The sequence below is a fragment of the Nocardia grenadensis genome, assembly GCF_050942415.1.
In the GTDB taxonomy this organism is placed as follows: Bacteria; Actinomycetota; Actinomycetes; order Mycobacteriales; family Mycobacteriaceae; genus Nocardia; species Nocardia grenadensis.
Genome location: NZ_CP192054.1, coordinates 4,928,732 through 4,943,832, shown reverse-complemented (window position 1 = coordinate 4,943,832; position 15,101 = coordinate 4,928,732). Strand labels below are relative to the sequence as shown.

At 66.6% G+C, this 15,101-nt stretch carries 14 protein-coding genes; 8 read left to right on the top strand and 6 right to left on the bottom strand.

From position 1 onward, the window contains the following. Positions 1 to 115: 115 nt before the first annotated feature. The 6 genes from ACQPYS_RS22640 to ACQPYS_RS22615 form a co-directional block, all read right to left on the bottom strand. Positions 116 to 340 carry an antitoxin VbhA family protein gene (locus ACQPYS_RS22640; RefSeq protein WP_433490748.1) on the bottom strand — a complete coding sequence of 75 codons (225 nt, stop codon included), beginning with the start codon at positions 338 to 340 and terminating at the stop codon, positions 116 to 118. 195 nt (positions 341 to 535) lie between these two features. Then, positions 536 to 2,218, bottom strand: coding sequence for a class I adenylate-forming enzyme family protein (locus ACQPYS_RS22635; protein WP_433490747.1), 1,683 nt, complete (start codon positions 2,216 to 2,218; stop codon positions 536 to 538). Beyond that, positions 2,215 to 3,510 (bottom strand): MFS transporter, encoded by a 1,296-nt coding sequence (locus ACQPYS_RS22630; RefSeq protein ID WP_433493106.1) that lies wholly within the window; start codon positions 3,508 to 3,510, stop codon positions 2,215 to 2,217. The genes ACQPYS_RS22635 and ACQPYS_RS22630 overlap by 4 nt, the downstream gene beginning before the upstream one ends. A 50-nt stretch (positions 3,511 to 3,560) precedes the next feature. Then, a complete protein-coding gene (locus ACQPYS_RS22625) occupies positions 3,561 to 4,094 on the bottom strand; it encodes a hypothetical protein (RefSeq protein ID WP_063039602.1) in 534 nt (177 codons plus the stop codon). Next, positions 4,091 to 5,335, bottom strand: a complete 1,245-nt coding sequence (locus tag ACQPYS_RS22620) for a 3-isopropylmalate dehydratase large subunit (protein ID WP_433493105.1) — start codon at positions 5,333 to 5,335, stop codon at positions 4,091 to 4,093. The genes ACQPYS_RS22625 and ACQPYS_RS22620 overlap by 4 nt, the downstream gene beginning before the upstream one ends. A 17-nt stretch (positions 5,336 to 5,352) precedes the next feature. Continuing rightward, entirely contained in the window at positions 5,353 to 6,219 is an 867-nt protein-coding gene (locus tag ACQPYS_RS22615) for an isocitrate lyase/PEP mutase family protein (RefSeq protein ID WP_063039606.1), read from the bottom strand. Positions 6,220 to 6,367: 148 nt separating this feature from the next. Here ACQPYS_RS22615 and ACQPYS_RS22610 point away from each other — a divergent pair, with 148 nt between their 5' ends. The 8 genes from ACQPYS_RS22610 to ACQPYS_RS22575 all read left to right on the top strand — a co-directional run bounded on the left by ACQPYS_RS22610 (position 6,368) and on the right by ACQPYS_RS22575 (position 15,046). Next, positions 6,368 to 7,168: an IclR family transcriptional regulator gene (locus ACQPYS_RS22610; RefSeq protein WP_245664703.1), complete on the top strand. Its 801-nt coding sequence runs from the start codon at positions 6,368 to 6,370 to the stop codon at positions 7,166 to 7,168. Between the two features lie 189 nt (positions 7,169 to 7,357). After that, positions 7,358 to 8,287: a 5-dehydro-4-deoxyglucarate dehydratase gene (gene kdgD / locus ACQPYS_RS22605; protein WP_433493104.1), complete on the top strand. Its 930-nt coding sequence runs from the start codon at positions 7,358 to 7,360 to the stop codon at positions 8,285 to 8,287. 257 nt (positions 8,288 to 8,544) lie between these two features. Continuing rightward, positions 8,545 to 9,393: an ABC transporter permease gene (locus ACQPYS_RS22600; RefSeq protein WP_063039610.1), complete on the top strand. Its 849-nt coding sequence runs from the start codon at positions 8,545 to 8,547 to the stop codon at positions 9,391 to 9,393. Between the two features lie 20 nt (positions 9,394 to 9,413). Then, positions 9,414 to 10,439 (top strand): ABC transporter substrate-binding protein, encoded by a 1,026-nt coding sequence (locus tag ACQPYS_RS22595; RefSeq protein WP_433490746.1) that lies wholly within the window; start codon positions 9,414 to 9,416, stop codon positions 10,437 to 10,439. Positions 10,440 to 10,458: 19 nt separating this feature from the next. Continuing rightward, positions 10,459 to 11,238: an ABC transporter ATP-binding protein gene (locus ACQPYS_RS22590; RefSeq protein WP_265804244.1), complete on the top strand. Its 780-nt coding sequence runs from the start codon at positions 10,459 to 10,461 to the stop codon at positions 11,236 to 11,238. A gap of 49 nt (positions 11,239 to 11,287) precedes the next feature. Continuing rightward, positions 11,288 to 12,937 (top strand): aminopeptidase P family N-terminal domain-containing protein, encoded by a 1,650-nt coding sequence (locus ACQPYS_RS22585; protein ID WP_433490745.1) that lies wholly within the window; start codon positions 11,288 to 11,290, stop codon positions 12,935 to 12,937. Positions 12,938 to 13,045: 108 nt separating this feature from the next. Further along, positions 13,046 to 13,522, top strand: coding sequence for a RidA family protein (locus ACQPYS_RS22580; protein ID WP_431939903.1), 477 nt, complete (start codon positions 13,046 to 13,048; stop codon positions 13,520 to 13,522). A gap of 546 nt (positions 13,523 to 14,068) precedes the next feature. Next, positions 14,069 to 15,046: an alpha/beta hydrolase gene (locus ACQPYS_RS22575; RefSeq protein WP_063039619.1), complete on the top strand. Its 978-nt coding sequence runs from the start codon at positions 14,069 to 14,071 to the stop codon at positions 15,044 to 15,046. Positions 15,047 to 15,101 lie beyond the last annotated feature (55 nt).

Below are 15,101 nucleotides of genomic sequence, written 5' to 3'. Positions count from 1 at the left end.
GCCGCGCAGCGGCCTGTTGTCGCCGACCAGCGAGAGTCTCGACGCTGTGGCGTTCTCCACCTGTCGAGGCGGTTTCTCAATGCACCTGATTCGGTATCGATATAGGGGTCTGTTGTCACGTCGCGCCGTGCAGTTCGCGAACAATTTGACGCATCTGCTCGGTGCTGATCTCGCCCCGCGACCATCGGGCCGTGATGTCGTCGGCTTCAGGACTGGGGGCCAGACCTTCGGCGCGGACCGACGCTCTGGCCTCCGCGGTCGCGCGAGTACGCTCGGCGGTCAACTCCTCGAAGACTTCGACAGAGATCATCACGGCTTCGGTCTTGCGGCGTGAACCCACCCCGACCGGTGTCCGGTCGCCGTGGCGGAATCGGTCGAGCATTCGTGGTAGCCGCTCGCGAGCTTCCCGTACTGACCATGTCTCGATCAACATGACTTACGTGTGCCCGAATGTGTACACATTAGACGCGGTCGAGCTGCTCATGCTGTTCAAGTACGCAGGTCATGATGTCATCATCGACCGATCAACCGGAGTTCATCGTGTTGTTCGAACGTCATCCCGTTGCTCGCGCAGCGCTCGTCGGCGGATCTTGCCGGTTTGTGTTTTGGGTAGGTCGGCGAGTATTCCCACGGACCTGGGCCGTTTGTAGGGCGCGAGGCGTTCCCGGGCGAACGCGATCAGCGCGTCGGCGTCGGCGGTGTGGCCGTCTTTCAGGGAGACGTAGGCGGCTACCGACTCGCCTCGATATTCGTCGGCGACGCCCACAACCGCAGCTTCGAGTACGGCCGGGTGTTCATAGAGAACGTCCTCGACCTCGCGCGGCCAGACCTTGTACCCGGAGACGTTGATCTGGTCTTTGATGCGGTCGACCAGGTAGACCCACCCGTGTTCGTCCACGATCGCGCTATCCCCGGTTCGGAGGCGACCTTCGGGTAGAGCGGCCTCGGATTCTTCTGGCTTACGCCAGTATCCGCCGATGACCTGGGGCCCGGTGACGACAAGTTCGCCCTGACTGCCGGGCGGGAGGGGGTGGCCTTCAGGGTCGACCACCTCGACCTTCACCCCCGGCAGCGGCAGTCCGATGGACAGCGTCCCGCTGTCCGGGTCGACCGGCGCACTCACCCCCGGCGGCACTGCCGTGACCGCCGACGACGTCTCGGTCATCCCATACGCATTGTGGATGTAATGCCCGAACCTCTCCCGGAACCGCTCGACCGTACTCGGCGGAACCGGCGCACCCCCGCTGTACAGCGTCTTGATCGACGTGAAGTGTTCCGAGGACGCATATTCAGAGTTCATCATCGCGTTGAAGGCGGTGATGGAGCCGATGGTGTAGGTGACCCCGTGCTCGCGGATCGCGTCGACGGCGACCTCGGTGTGGAACCGGCCCGTGAAGACCAGGGCCGTGCGTTCGGTGAGAGCGAGGGAGCCGATGACCACGGCGCCCGTGATGTGGAAGAGCGGGGCGAGGGCGTAGACGACGTCGCCGGTGTTGATGCCGGCCAGTTCGGCGAAGCTGGTAGTTACCGCGAGGACGTTGGTGTGCGAGTTCATCGCGCCCTTGGGCGGGCCGGTGGTGCCGGAGGTGTAGGCGAGAAAGGCCAGGTCTTCGCCGTGGACCTGGGTTTTCGGGGGGTGTTTGCCGAGGTAGCGGTGTGCCAAGCCGAGTAGGTCGGGTTCGGCGGGGGCCGCGGGGGCAGGTTCGCCGTTGAAGATACGGCGGTCGTTGCGGCACTGGAGTTCTGATTCGGCGGTGCCGAGGACCCAGCGGACCGTGCTGTCGGCGACGTCTTCCCGGACCTGCGGGACATCGCTGTCGGTGGTGATGATTCCGACCGGTTCGGCGTCGTTGATCAATACCCGGAGTTCGCGGCCGCGGTACATGGGGTTGAGCAGTAGGGCGGTGGCGCCGAGTTTCCAGAGGGCCAGCAGGACGAGGGCGTATTGCGGGATGTTCTGGAGGTGGATGCCCACCCGGTCGCCATGTCCTACGCCGCGTTCGGCGAGTGCGGCCGCGAGTGCGGTTGCGAGGTCGTCCGTCTGCCGCACGGTGAGGGTGGTGTCGAAGTAGACGACGGCGGGAGCGTCGGGTTCGTGGGTGACCCGGTCGTTCCAGGCCGCTACGAGCGTGTCGAAGTGGGGGCGTGGGGAAACCCCGCCCGCCGCACCCTCATCAAGTGCGGCGGACGGAGTCGACCCGGTGTTACCGGTGGTCATGCCGGGAGTTCCTTGCGGCTGGTTTCGCGGATGGTGGCGACGGTGAGGAGGCCGATGGCACAGACGCCCATCACCCAGTAGGCGGGCGACATCGCATTGCCGGTCGATTCGACGAGCTGCGCGGCGACATAGGGGGCGGTCCCGCCGGCGGCGATGGTGCCGATATTGAAGCCCAGCGAGACTCCGGTGTAGCGAACCGTCCGCGGGAAGAGCTCGGTGAACAGCGGGAACGCCGGAACCTGCACAACCCCGTTGAGCACCATGTACAGGAAGTAGACGATCCCGATAACAAGAATGCTCTCGGTCGCCCCCATGATCATGAACGCCGGAAGCGCGATCACGACGTAGGCGAGATACCCGCCCACGAGTACCGGTTTACGGCCGAACCTGTCGGTGAGCATGCCGCTGATCGGGAAGGTGGCGCAGGCCAGCGCGATGGCGATGGCGGAGGTCCAGTAGACGGCGTCCTTGGAGAAGCCGAGGTCCTTGATCAGGTAAACGCTGAAGTAAGTGAGGCCGATATAGCCGGAGCCGTTCATCGCGATGGCGACACCGACGACGCGGAGGACCGACCACGGGTTCTTGGTGACCGTGTCCAGCAGCGGACTCTTGGTGACCTGCTGCTTCTCGGCCATCTCCTCGAATTCGGGGGTGTCCTCGAGCTTCATCCGGACGCGCAGGCACACGTAGGCGAGGGGGAGGGCGAGCAGGAACGGGATACGCCAGCCCCACGACTCCATCTGCTCGTCGGTGGTGATCAGGGCGACCACACCCACGACCGCGGCGGCCACGGCGAAGCCGAGGGTGGAGCCGACGGGGGTGAAGGAGCCGAAGAAGCCGCGGCGCTTGGGCGGGGCGGATTCGGCGATATAGGTCGCGGCGCCGCCGACTTCGCCGCCGGCGGAGAAGCCCTGGGCGAGGCGGACGAGGACCAGCAGGATGGGGGCGAGGACGCCGACGGTCGAATGGGTGGGGAGCAGGCCGAGGATGCCGCAGGCGATACCCATGCTGACCACGGTGATCACCAGGGAGTGGCGGCGGCCGCGGCGGTCGCCGAGGCGGCCGAAGAAGATGCCGCCGAGGGGGCGGGCGACGTAGGCGACGCCGAAAACGGCGAGGGTCGACAGGATCGACACGCCGGAATTGTCCGAGGGGAAGAACAGGGGGGCGATGGTGACGGCGAGGAAGCCGTAGACCGCGAAGTCGTAGTACTCGATGAGGGTGCCGACGCCGCCGGCGATGGCGGCGCGGCGGGCCACGGAGTTCGACTTCTTCGGTGCGGTCACCGGCAGCTGCCCGGCGGGCCGGCTGTCAGGGTTCTCGACGCGATGATCGACATTGGTCACTGCGGTTGTCCTTGGCGTGCGTGCTCGGCGAGCAGGAGTTCATACGAACCACCGGCCTCGATGACCTGAACGGTCCGCGGATTCGGTGGGGTTCCGACCAGGTCGGTTCCCTCGGGCCGGCGCAGGGTGGCGGTGCGCCAGTCGAGGGCCACGGCGTCGTCGACCCGGACTGCGGTCGAGACGCCGGGGATCGTGATCAACGGCATGCCGTTGAAGGTCTCGCCGCGCCAGAAGCCGGGCGAGAAGGATTCCGCGACGATGGCCGCGATACCCGCGTTGCGGAGGGCGACCATCGGTGGATAGTGCGGATGACCGTAGCCGAAGTTACGGCCGCCGACGATGATATCGCCGGGGCGGACGCGGTCGGTGAAGGTGGGGTCGTAGGCCTGCATACACACCGAGCGCAGATGGTCGGGGTCGTAGGACTTGATATTGGCGACGCCGACGACGAGGTCGATATCGAAATCGTCGCCGAAGATCCAGGCGACCTTGCCTTCGATGATGTCCGGGGGTGGGGGATAGGCGCTCACTGGACCGACTCCTGGATGGTGCCGGCCAGGGCGCTGGCGGCGACGGTGTAGGGGGAGCCCATGTAGATGTTGGCGTCGGGGCTGCCCATACGGCCGGAGATGTTCAGGACGCCGGTGGAGATGCAGTTCTCACCCGCTTGCAGGGGTTTCTGGTAGCCGAAGCAAAAATCGCAGCTCGATATATTGATATGCGCACCTGCGGCGCGGAGCACATCGAGGATGCCCTCCCGCTCGGCCTGCTCGTACACCTTCTGCGAGGTGGGGACGACATTGAGTTCGACGCCGGGGGCGACCTCGCGGCCGTCGAGGACGAGGGCGGCAGCGCGTAGATCTTCGATGCGGCCGCTGGCGCAGGAGCCGATGAACGCCTTGGTGATGGGTGTGCCGGCGAGTTCCTGGGCGGTTTTGGTGTTGACGGCCCGGGCCGAGCCGGGGAGCACCACCCGGGGAGTCAGGGTGGAGAGGTCGATGGTGTGGCGGGCCGCGTAGGTGGCGTCGGGGTCGGGGTAGACCGGGTCGAAGTCGCGGCGGGCGACATTCTTCGCGTAGGCGAGGGACGTCTCGTCGGGTTCGAAGAGAGCGGAGACCGCGCCGGTGAACATGGCCATTCCGCACAGGCCCTGGCGGTGGTCGATGGTCATGGCGCGGGCGCCGGGGCCGCCGAATTCCATCACCTGATGGGCGCAACCGTCGGCGCCGACCATATCGATGATGGTGTGCACGAGGTCGCGGCTGTCGACGCCGGGCGGGAATTCGCCGACGAGGTCGAAACGGGTGGTGGCGGGGATATCGACAAAGACCCGGCCGGTGACCCAGGCTTCGATGAGGTCGCGCCGGATACCCCAGCCGAGGGCACCGAACGCGCCGATACCGCTGATATGGCCGTCGAAATGGACCAGGAATTCACCGGGGATGGCCAGGCCCAGTTCGGCGGTGAGCTGGTGGCCGATACCGCGACCCTCGTGCAGTTCGATACCGTAGAACTCGCACCAGTCGCGGGTGACCTGGTGGACCTCGGTTTCCTTGTCGTTGCCCTTGGTGAGCATGTGGTCGATGAAGACGATGTAGCGGCTCGGGTCCTCCAGTTCGGTGATCCCGAAGTCCTCGCGCATCTGCCGGAACATCACATCGGTGTACCCGGGGAAGTCGTAGGCGATCATGCGGGCGGGGTGCACGGCGTGGTTCTCGCCGGCGCGGACCGTGTCCTGATCCGAGGCGCGGCCGAGGATCTTCTCCGTCATCGTGTAACCCACGGTGGTCACTGCTCCTTCGCGGGTAGGTACTTGTTCTGCATGGCCTCGACCTCGGGGAACCCGATCAGTTCGACGAACTCGTGGTGCTGGAGCGCGTCGGCGCTCACCTGGGCGGGGGCCTCGCCCGCGGCCAGTCGCTTCAGCGTCTCGCGGGCCGCGCCGGCCACCGCCATCAGCACCTGGGTGGGCAGTAGGGCGAGCCGGACGCCGATCTGGTCGAGGATCTCGGGGGTGAAATCGCGTTCGGTCCAGGTCGACGCGGTGAGGGTGGCCATGAGCGGGACGCCGACCTCCTCGTGGCAGCGCTGCCACTGTTCGACGGTCTCGAAGGTCTTGGTGACCGGCATGATCATGTCCGCGCCGGCCTCGACATAGGCCTGGGCGCGGCGGATGGCGTCGTCGCCGCGGGCATCGGTGCGTGCGATCAGCAGGACGTCGTCGGGGATGGAGTCGCGGACGGCGCGGATCTTGCCGGTGGCCTCGGCGACGGTGATCAGGTCGACGGGGTCGCCCACGCAGATGGGGCAGGACTTGGGGGAGACCTGGTCCTCCATGAACATCCCGCCCACGCCCGCGTCGGCGAACTTGGTGGCGGTGCGGGCGGCATTGACGGCATTGCCGTAGCCGGTGTCGATATCGGCGACCAGCGGCAGCTTGGAGGACTCCCGGATCGTGCGGACCGCCTGGAGGTTCTCGGTCTGGGTGTAGAGCTCGGCGTCGGGGAGGCCCAGCGCCGCCGAGACGGCGAAGCCCGAGGCGCACAGGGCGCTGAAACCTGCCTGTTCGGCGAGGCGGGCGGTGAGGCCGTCCCATACGCCGGGGGCGTAGACGAGTCCGTTCGACGTGAGGTCTTTCAAGGTCGGGCTGCGCACCAGTCCACTCTCCGTTTCGCAATGCGGAATGCGTTTCGTATATCGATATGAGACGGTAAGGTGGTGCGGGTCACAAAGTCAACCCCGATCGGTGGATGTCTGTTCGTATGGTGACGAGACCGATCGCACGTCGAATGAAAGCGAGTGAGTGGCAGTGGTTGTGCCCGTGGAGTCCGAGGCGCCGGGGGGTCGCGATGTCGTGGGCGCTGTCCTCAAGGCGTGCACGCTGCTCGGTCATTTCAGTGCGGACCGGCCCGCCTGGACCCTGAACGACCTCACCACGGCGAGCGGGATGAACAAGACGACGGTGTTCCGCCTGATGGCCACGCTGATCCAGGCGGGGTGGGTGGATCGCACCGAGGAGGGCGCCTACCGGGTGGCGATGCCGGTCTTCGAGATCGGGGCGGCCGCGCTGTCGAAACTCGATATCCGCTCGGCGGCAAAACCTTTCATGACCGAACTGGCGACCGCGTTCGGCAACACGGCCTATCTCATGGTGCCCGCCGAACAGGGCGCGGTCTGCATCGATCTGCTCGAGGGGCGGAATTCGCTCGTCGTCGCCGGGATCACGGTCGGGTCGGTGATGCCCTACCATGCCGCGGCGGGGCCGACGGTTATGCTCGCGCACTCCGAAGCCTTACGCAGCAAATGGATTACGGGCGAGCTGCCCGCGATCACCGAGCGGACCATTACCGACGAGCGCCGGATGGTGGAACACCTCGACGAGATCAGGGAAGCCGGCTACTCGGTGAGCAACTCCGACTATCTGCCGGGGGTGGCCGCCGTGGCGGCGCCGATCCTGGGACGCGACGGTTCGGTGGTGGCATCCATCAGTGTCGGCGGGCGGGCCGAGGAATTCGAAGGCGACGACCTCGCCGCGAAGATCGAGCGGGTATGCGAGGCCGGCGCGCGGATCACGCGGATCGTGCAGGCGTTACCGCGGGGCTGAAAACATCCGGTGGAGGTTCCGGCGGTGGCGCCGGGGTGGTTCGGCGGGTGAAAGCTCTTGCCGCTGTTCGGCAGCAGATCAATCCAAGATAGGTATTGATAGATGCCGAAACAGTGTTGGACATGTATCACAGCGGTTTTTACTGTGGTCTCGTTCACTAAGAAGAGCTGTTATCAGCAGGAGGAAACGTTGCCCCCCGCTTTCACACCGACCGAACTCGCCGAAAAGCTCGGCTCCGGGCTGTTGTCGTTTCCGGTCACCCATTTCACCGACGACCTGGCATTCGACGAACCCGCCTATCGGGAGAATATCGTTCGTCTCGGTAAATACGACGTCGCCGGTCTGTTCGCCGCCGGCGGGACGGGGGAATTCTTCTCGCTGACCCCGGCGGAGGTCGGCCGGGTGGTCCGGGCGGCCGCCGAGAGCGCGCCGACGGGCACCCCGATCCTCGCCCCCGCCGGGTACGGCACCGCACAAGCGGTCGAAATGGCCCGCGATGCCGAGGCGGCCGGAGCCGACGGCCTGCTGCTGTTCCCGCCCTACCTCACCGAATCGTCCGCCGAGGGCCTCAAAGGCCATGTTCGTGCGGTCTGCGAAGCGACCTCGCTGGCCATCGTTGTCTACGGCCGGGCCAATGCGGTGTACACGCCGGAAATCCTCGCCGAACTGGCCGACGCCCACCCCAACCTGGTCGGCTACAAAGACGGTGTCGGTGACCTGGAGGCGATCACCCGCATCCATTCGCGGCTGGGCGACCGCCTGATGTACATAGGTGGCCTGCCGACTGCGGAAACGTTCGCGCTACCGTATCTCGAACTCGGGGTCACCACCTACAGCTCGGCGCTGTTCAACTTCCTGCCCGAATTCGCCCTCACCTTCTACCGGGCGGTGCGGGCGGAGGACAGGCCGACCGTGCGCCGGCTGCTCGACGAGGTGGTGCTGCCCTATACCGCGATCCGTGACCGGAAAGCCGGATACGCGGTCAGCGTGGTCAAGGCCGGGATGACCCTGGTGGGACATCCGGCGGGCCCGGTACGGCCACCGCTGACCGACCTGGAAGATGTCGAGAGGGACTTGCTGATGGACATCGTAGAGAAATCCCGCTCGATCACCCTTTGAGAACAGTGTGCCACCCGGCCGATCACCGGCGGCCGGCTCGCCGCGCCGGATCCGGCCGTCTCGTCCGCCCCGGCCGCGGACCTTCCAATGTTGTGAGGAACCCATGATATTTCGACCAGTCCCTTTGTCGCCGTCGCCCGGCCGGGCGACGCCTGCCACCGCGGGAGACCGCGGGTGTCCGGGCCTGCCGGCGGGCGCCGGCATCCACCACGTCGCGGTCTCCGCGCTCAGCGGGTCCGTTGAAGGGAGCCGTTGTCATGGCCGTTCCTGAGGTCGACCCGGGCGCCGCGCGCTCGTACACCGAACCGGCAGCCCGGCGCGCTGCCGTTTCCTTCCCGAAGATGCCCGCGCGCGATTCGATCGCGACCGGGATGAAGGCGGTCGCGGGTATCGTCGGGCTCTTCGTGGTCTGGCAGCTGCTGGTGGTCGTTTTCGATCCGCCGGAATTCCTGCTCGTCGGCCCTGTCTCCGCTTTCCAGGAGTTGATCGAGCGGCCGGAGTACTTCGCGACCAACACCTTCGTCACTCTGCAGGAAGCGCTGGCCGGGTTCGCCCTCGGCACGGCCCTCGGTGTGCTGTGCGGGGCGACACTGCACTACTCGCCGACAATACGGAGTTTTCTCTACCCCGCACTCGTCGCGATCGACACCATTCCCAAGGTCGCGCTCGCGCCGCTGTTCATCGTGTGGTTCGGATTCGGTTTCGAATCGAAGGCATTCGTCGCTATGGCCATCGCATTCTTCCCGCTGGTCATCAATACCTATGACGGTTTGAGTTCGGTACCCAACGAGCTGCAGGAACTCGCCCGGATCAATCGGGCCTCGCAGTGGAAGAAGATGACGAAGATCGAATTGTTCTACGCGCTGCCGTCGATTTTCTCCGGCGCGAAGATCTCGATCTCCCTCGCGGTGGGTGGCGCGGTGGTCGGTGAATTCATCGCCGGCTCGAAAGGGCTGGGTTATGTCATCCTGCTCGCGAACAGTCAGGTCGACCTGCCGTCGATGTTCGCGGCGTTCATCGTGCTCGCCGCCATCGCGCTGGCACTGTTCTTCCTCGTCGATTTCGCGGGACGGAAGCTGGTCCCGTGGAAGAACCACGCGAAGTGACCAGGGGAGCGGAGACTCGAATGCGCAACTCGAGGCGAAAGATCGCCGCGCTCGTCGGGGCGGTCCTGCTCGCCGCGCTACCGGCCTGTGCGAGCGGCGGCGGAGCGAACTCGATGACCATCATGATGGACGTGGGATACCTGCCCAAGCACGCGCCGTTCTTCGCGGCGGCCGCACGCGGTTTCTTCGCGGCCGAGGGGCTCGACCTCACCATCATGCCCGGATCCGGTTCGACCAATACGGTCACCTCCGTGGAGACCGGGAAGGTCGACGTGGGCTTCGCGGATTTCGGTGCCACGATCATCAGCCAGGGCCGGGGCGCCGAGGTGAAACAGGTCAACCTCCTGCAGGCCAGGTCCGCCTACGCGGTGGTGGGCCTCGCCGGGACCGGAATCGAGGACTGGGACGATCTCCGAGGCAAAACTCTGGCCACCGAGGGAGCCGGCGCGATGACCGCGATGTGGCCCTTCGCGCTGAGCAAACTGGGACTCACCGAGCGGGATGTGCACGTCGTGCACGCTTCGAGCGGGTCGAAGATCCCCGGCCTGCTGGCGGGCCAGTGGGACGCCAACCTCGCGCTGTACGTCTCCGACCAACCCGCCATCGACGCGCTGGGCCGGGAGGCCGTGGTGCTGAAGTGGGCCGATATCGGTATCGACCTCTACGGCAACGGAATCGTCATGTCCGACGAGAAACTGCGGAGCAACCCCGACCAGGTGCGCCGATTCAACCGGGCGATGCAGAAAGGCTTCCTGTGGTCGTGCGAGCACCCGGAGGAGGCGGCCCAGGACTTCCGCAAGGAGGTGAGTGGTTTCGAAACCGAGACCGTCACCCTGGCGATACGTGAACAGTGCTCCCTGAACTGGTCGGCGGACGAATCGGTGGATCGATACGGCGTCATGGACGACGCGGGAGTGCAGAAAATGCTCGATATCTCCCGACAATTCCTCGGTCTCCGGGCGGACAGCGAGCTGACCCCGGACGACATCTACACCAATGAGTTCCTCGCGCCGGTGCGGCGCGGCGAGACCATCCAAGCCCCGTGAGAGCCGGACAGAGGGCCCTATGAACAACGAATACGCCATCTCGGTCAACAACGTCGGAATGACCTATCGGTCCCGCGACGGTCATGACAACACGGTCCTGGAAGGGGTGGACTTCCATGTGAATCCCGGACAGTTCGTGTCGATCGTCGGACAGTCGGGCAGTGGTAAGACCACGCTGCTCAAGACGATCTCGGGACTCCAGCAGCCCACCGCGGGCGAGATCCTGGTCAAGGGCAGGCCCATCAGCGACGGTATCGAGGATATCGCCATGGTGTTCCAGAGCCCGGTCCTGCTGCCGTGGCGCAACAATCTCGACAATGTGCTGTTGCCGCTGGAGTTCCGCGGCGCCCGCACCGATGAAGCGCGCCGCTACGCCCGGGAACTGCTGGAAATGGTCGGCCTCGGCGACCGGGCCACGCGCTACTCCTACGAGCTCAGCGGTGGTATGCAGCAGCGGGTCGCCATCTGCCGGGCGCTGGTGTCGCATCCCGAGCTGCTGCTGATGGACGAGCCCTTCGGTGCGCTCGACGCCATGACGCGCGATTCGATGAACTTCGAGATCCAGCGCATCTGGCAGGCCGCCGGATGCAGTGTCCTGTTCGTCACGCACAGCATTTCCGAGGCGGTGTGGCTCGGCGACCGTGTGGTCGTCGTCGGTGGCCGCCCGGGCAAGATCGTCGCCGATATCACGATCGATCTGCCCCGGCCGCGCGGCAAAGAACACCGGTACTCCACGGAATTCTCCGAGTACGTGACGGAAATCGAATCCCATATCGGGGTCACCACCGGGATCAGCTGACCCCGCCCCGCCCGACTCCCATCCAGAATCTCGACACCGAGGGAAGAAAATGCTCAGTATCACCGCAGATCCGGCGCAGGTAGCACGCACCTACGGGCTCGATGCGCGCAAAAGTCTCCTCTTCTCCGCGATCCGTCTCGATTCGCACCCGTTCGTCGCGCCGCTGATCGCCCATACCGGCGACGAGGAGTACCTGCTCGTGCGTCAGCAGGAACAGGGCAACGCACTGTCGGCCGGGGTTCCGAAAGAGCGGATGAAGTTCTACGCACCCTGGGTGACGATCGACCCGCGGGTCGTCGCCGATACCCCCGCCGCGGAATCCCTGGTGAGTCTGGTTCGTGAACTCGCGCAGGACGGACCGGTGCACCTCGCCGCGGATGTGGTGTACACGCACTACCGCGCGTTGTCCGGGGCGGTGGATCTCGTCGCCGCCGACCGGGACCCCGTGCCGGTGACCGCCTATGAGCTGGACCGGTCGGAGGTGCTCGCGCGGTTCGCGCAGTGGCGCCGGACCGGGGTCGATACCGCGCGGCGGTTGATCGAGGGTGTGCCGCATCTTGCGGGTCTGGAAGCGGAGTTCAGCAGCAGCGAGGACAGCAGGTTCGCGGCGCTGGAGGCGCTGGTGGCCGATCGTGGTCTCGACGCGCTGCTGCTCGCCGCGCCGCCGAACTTCACCGAGGTCACCGGGTTCGCGCAGCCGGACGGGGCGGTCGCGCTGTGGCTCGCCGGTTCCGGGAAACTGCTCGTGCTGGCCGGTGACGAGGCCACCGGAATTCCGGGTGCGGCCATCGGCCGGTACCCGTCGGTGGGCGCTGCCGTCCGGGTACTGGCCGGCGGTCCGCGCACCGGGGTCGAGGAGGAGTTTGTCAGCGTCGGCCTGGCCCGCGAGCTCGAGCAGGCCGGCGCCGAACTCGTCGGCATCTCGCACGACCTCGGGCACTGGCGCGATATCCGTGATCACGAGGATCTCGCATTCCAGGTGGTCGCGGCACGCGCGAGTGTGTTCGCCATCGAGGAAGCGCTGGCCTGGGCGGAGGCAGGCCTCGACACCGGTCGTTCGTTCACCGAACTCGATATCAATGCCGTGTACCTCGACAAGATCGTCGAATTCCGGACGGCGAACGAGATCCCGTTCGGCATCGAGCCCTACTTCACCAATCTGCATTCCTCCAATCGGATGCTCTTCCCCGGCCCGCCCGTCGATTTCCCGATCGATGCCGAGACGACATGCATCCAACTCGACGCCGGCGTGCGCATCGTGATCGACGGAGTCATCGTCGCGACCTCCGATATGGCCCGCTCACTGCCGCGCACCCCGGCGGCGAAAGAGGCCTACGCCTTCTTCTTCGATGTGGTGCGCGAGGGCATCATCGGTCAGCTCCGGCCTGGCGTGATCTGTGAGGACGTGCACGAGGGCACCCTGCGTTACCTGGCGCCGCACCTCGACCGGATGGTCGAGATCGGCATGCTGGGAACGGAGGTGGATTTCAACACCGAGTACCGCAAACGCAATGTCGGGCACCTCATGGGTAAGCAGGAATCCTTCGCGAACGAACTCCGTCCCGGGTACAAGCATGTCCTGGATATCGGTTCCTACGGCGCGGCGGAGATCCCGTGGCGTTACGACAACGCGGCGATCGGCACCGAAGACCTGTGGTACATCGGGCGCGACCGCACCTACATCGTCAGCAAGCGATGACCTCGGCCGATACCGCCGATCCCACCCGGATGCGCCGGGGCGGGTTCCCGTACGCCCCGGCCGGAACCCGCCCCGGGGCGCGCTCCCGGCCGTCGAATGGAAAACGCCATGTCTGAGGTACAGCGGCGACTCGCCGAACTGGCCATCGAACTCCCCACGCTCGGCGCACCCCGCTACGCCTACGAGGCGACGGTGCGCTGGGGGGACCTGCTGTGGATCTCCGGTCAGATCTCCCGGACCGCGTCGGGCGAGATCCGCGGGGGCCGGGTGGGGGAAACCGCCACCGTCGACGACGGTATCGCCGCGGCCGAGACGTCGGCGCTCAACCTTTTGGCGCGCATCGACGCCGCGGTGGGTCTCGACAATGTGGAGCGGGTGCTCAAACTCGATATCTGGGTCGCCAGTTCCCCCGATTTCGTGGATCAGCCGACGGTGGCCGACGGCGCCTCACAATTGCTGCGCACCGTCCTGGGCGACGCGGGCCGGCATGCGCGGACCGCGCTGCCGACCCAGGTGCTGCCGCAGGGCGCGCTGGTGGAACTCGATGCCACGGTGGCCGTCCGGGCCGGATCGGGCGATAGATAGGCGTGGCGGTGCCGGGCCTGCCCGGCGCTCCGGCACTGCCACGCACTGATACCGGAGCCGTCCGCCGATGAGGGGCGCGTCGGAATTCCGATTCAGTGCGACGAGCTGCCGGCCGGGCCCGCGCGTGGCCGGCAACTCTGTCCAGGGCCGGGATCGCGGTCGCGGTGGTGTGGGCGGCCGGGCCGAGGAGTTCGAGGGCGACGCCTTGGTTGCGAAGCTCGAGCCCGGCGGCCGCGGGCCGGGCCGCCGCGCGGAAGCCGGGTGTCACACACCGGGCCGCGTCCGTCGCCGAGGTGTGAGGCCTGGGCACGCATCGCGCGGGCGCTACCGCGGGGGCGATGACTCCACTGCTCGACGAAGCCGCCTGCGGTGCACGTTGCCGGCGCGGTTCGCTCATACCGTCGGTGGTGAACGAATCGTCACGGGACGCTTCGGCCCCCGTCTATTCCGATCCTTGGGAAGCCCGATGGGGGGCGCAGTACGGATCTCGCCGGTAGCGTTGCTCAGCGGCACGGTTGGAGACCGACGACAAGGTACGGGGTGGCAGTGGAGAAGCGGTGGGTCGCGCGGGGGCGGCTGCGGAAACTCGGTGTGGTCATTGCGGCGCTGGTGTTGACCACCGGTGCCGGTGGGGCGGTGGCGGCCGCGGCGCCGCTCGGTGCGCCGGCACTACGGGCCCCGGCCGGGGGGAACCAGGAACTCGTGGTGCCGTCCGATATGGGTCCGATCAAGGTCCAGGTGCAGTGGGCGGCGCGTGGTGGGCGGGCGGCGCTCTATGTGCTCGACGGCCTGCGGGCACCCCATGACCACAATCAGTGGACCAGCGATACCGACATCCTGCGGCGGTTCGCCGGAGACGATGTGACGCTGGTCTTCCCGGTCGGCGGGCATTCCAGTTTCTATGCCGACTGGTACCGGCCGAGCAGTACGAACGGCCAGGCCACGACGTACAAATGGGAAACCTTCCTCACCGAGGAATTGCCGGCCTTCCTCACGAGATACGGTGTCTCGCGCAGCAATAACGCCATCGTGGGTGCTTCCATGGGCGGTGGGGCGGCGCTGGCCCTCGCCGCGCATCACCGCGACCAGTTCACATTCGCCGGATCGTTCTCCGGATTCCTGAATCCGACATTCCCGATGTGGAACGAGGCGGTCCGCGCCGCGCTGTGGGACGAGGGCCGGTTCAATGTGGACGATATGTGGGGTCCGGCCGGCGACCCGGCCTGGCACCGCAACGATCCCACCGTGCAAGCCGAACGGCTGCGCGGCCTGCCGATGTACATCTGGGCCGGCAACGGCGTGCCCGGGGCGCCCGACCTGCCGAACGGCGTCGGTAACACCGTGAACGCGATGGGTCTGGAGGCCTTGTCGACAGTGGCCGCGCAGATTTTCCGCGATCGGCTCGCCGCGCTGGGGATCCAGGCCCGCGTCGACCTCGTCAACGGCACCCACACCTGGCCCTACTGGGAGCAGGCGATCACCACCGCCCGCCCGATGATCCTGGACGCACTCGGCGCGAGCTGACGACGGGCACCACCGCGAAGTCGCGGATCCGCGGTCGGCTGCGCGCATCAGGAGG

What these genes read in the sequence shown, in the direction of transcription:
- ACQPYS_RS22635 (WP_433490747.1), bottom strand. Translation starts at nt 2,218, where the DNA reads ATGACCACCGGTAACACCGGGTCGACTCCGTCCGCCGCACTTGATGAG.
- ACQPYS_RS22600 (WP_063039610.1), top strand. Translation starts at nt 8,545, where the DNA reads ATGGCCGTTCCTGAGGTCGACCCGGGCGCCGCGCGCTCGTACACCGAA.
- ACQPYS_RS22585 (WP_433490745.1), top strand. Translation starts at nt 11,288, where the DNA reads ATGCTCAGTATCACCGCAGATCCGGCGCAGGTAGCACGCACCTACGGG.
- ACQPYS_RS22580 (WP_431939903.1), top strand. Translation starts at nt 13,046, where the DNA reads ATGTCTGAGGTACAGCGGCGACTCGCCGAACTGGCCATCGAACTCCCC.
- ACQPYS_RS22620 (WP_433493105.1), bottom strand. Translation starts at nt 5,335, where the DNA reads ATGACGGAGAAGATCCTCGGCCGCGCCTCGGATCAGGACACGGTCCGC.
- ACQPYS_RS22595 (WP_433490746.1), top strand. Translation starts at nt 9,414, where the DNA reads ATGCGCAACTCGAGGCGAAAGATCGCCGCGCTCGTCGGGGCGGTCCTG.
- ACQPYS_RS22590 (WP_265804244.1), top strand. Translation starts at nt 10,459, where the DNA reads ATGAACAACGAATACGCCATCTCGGTCAACAACGTCGGAATGACCTAT.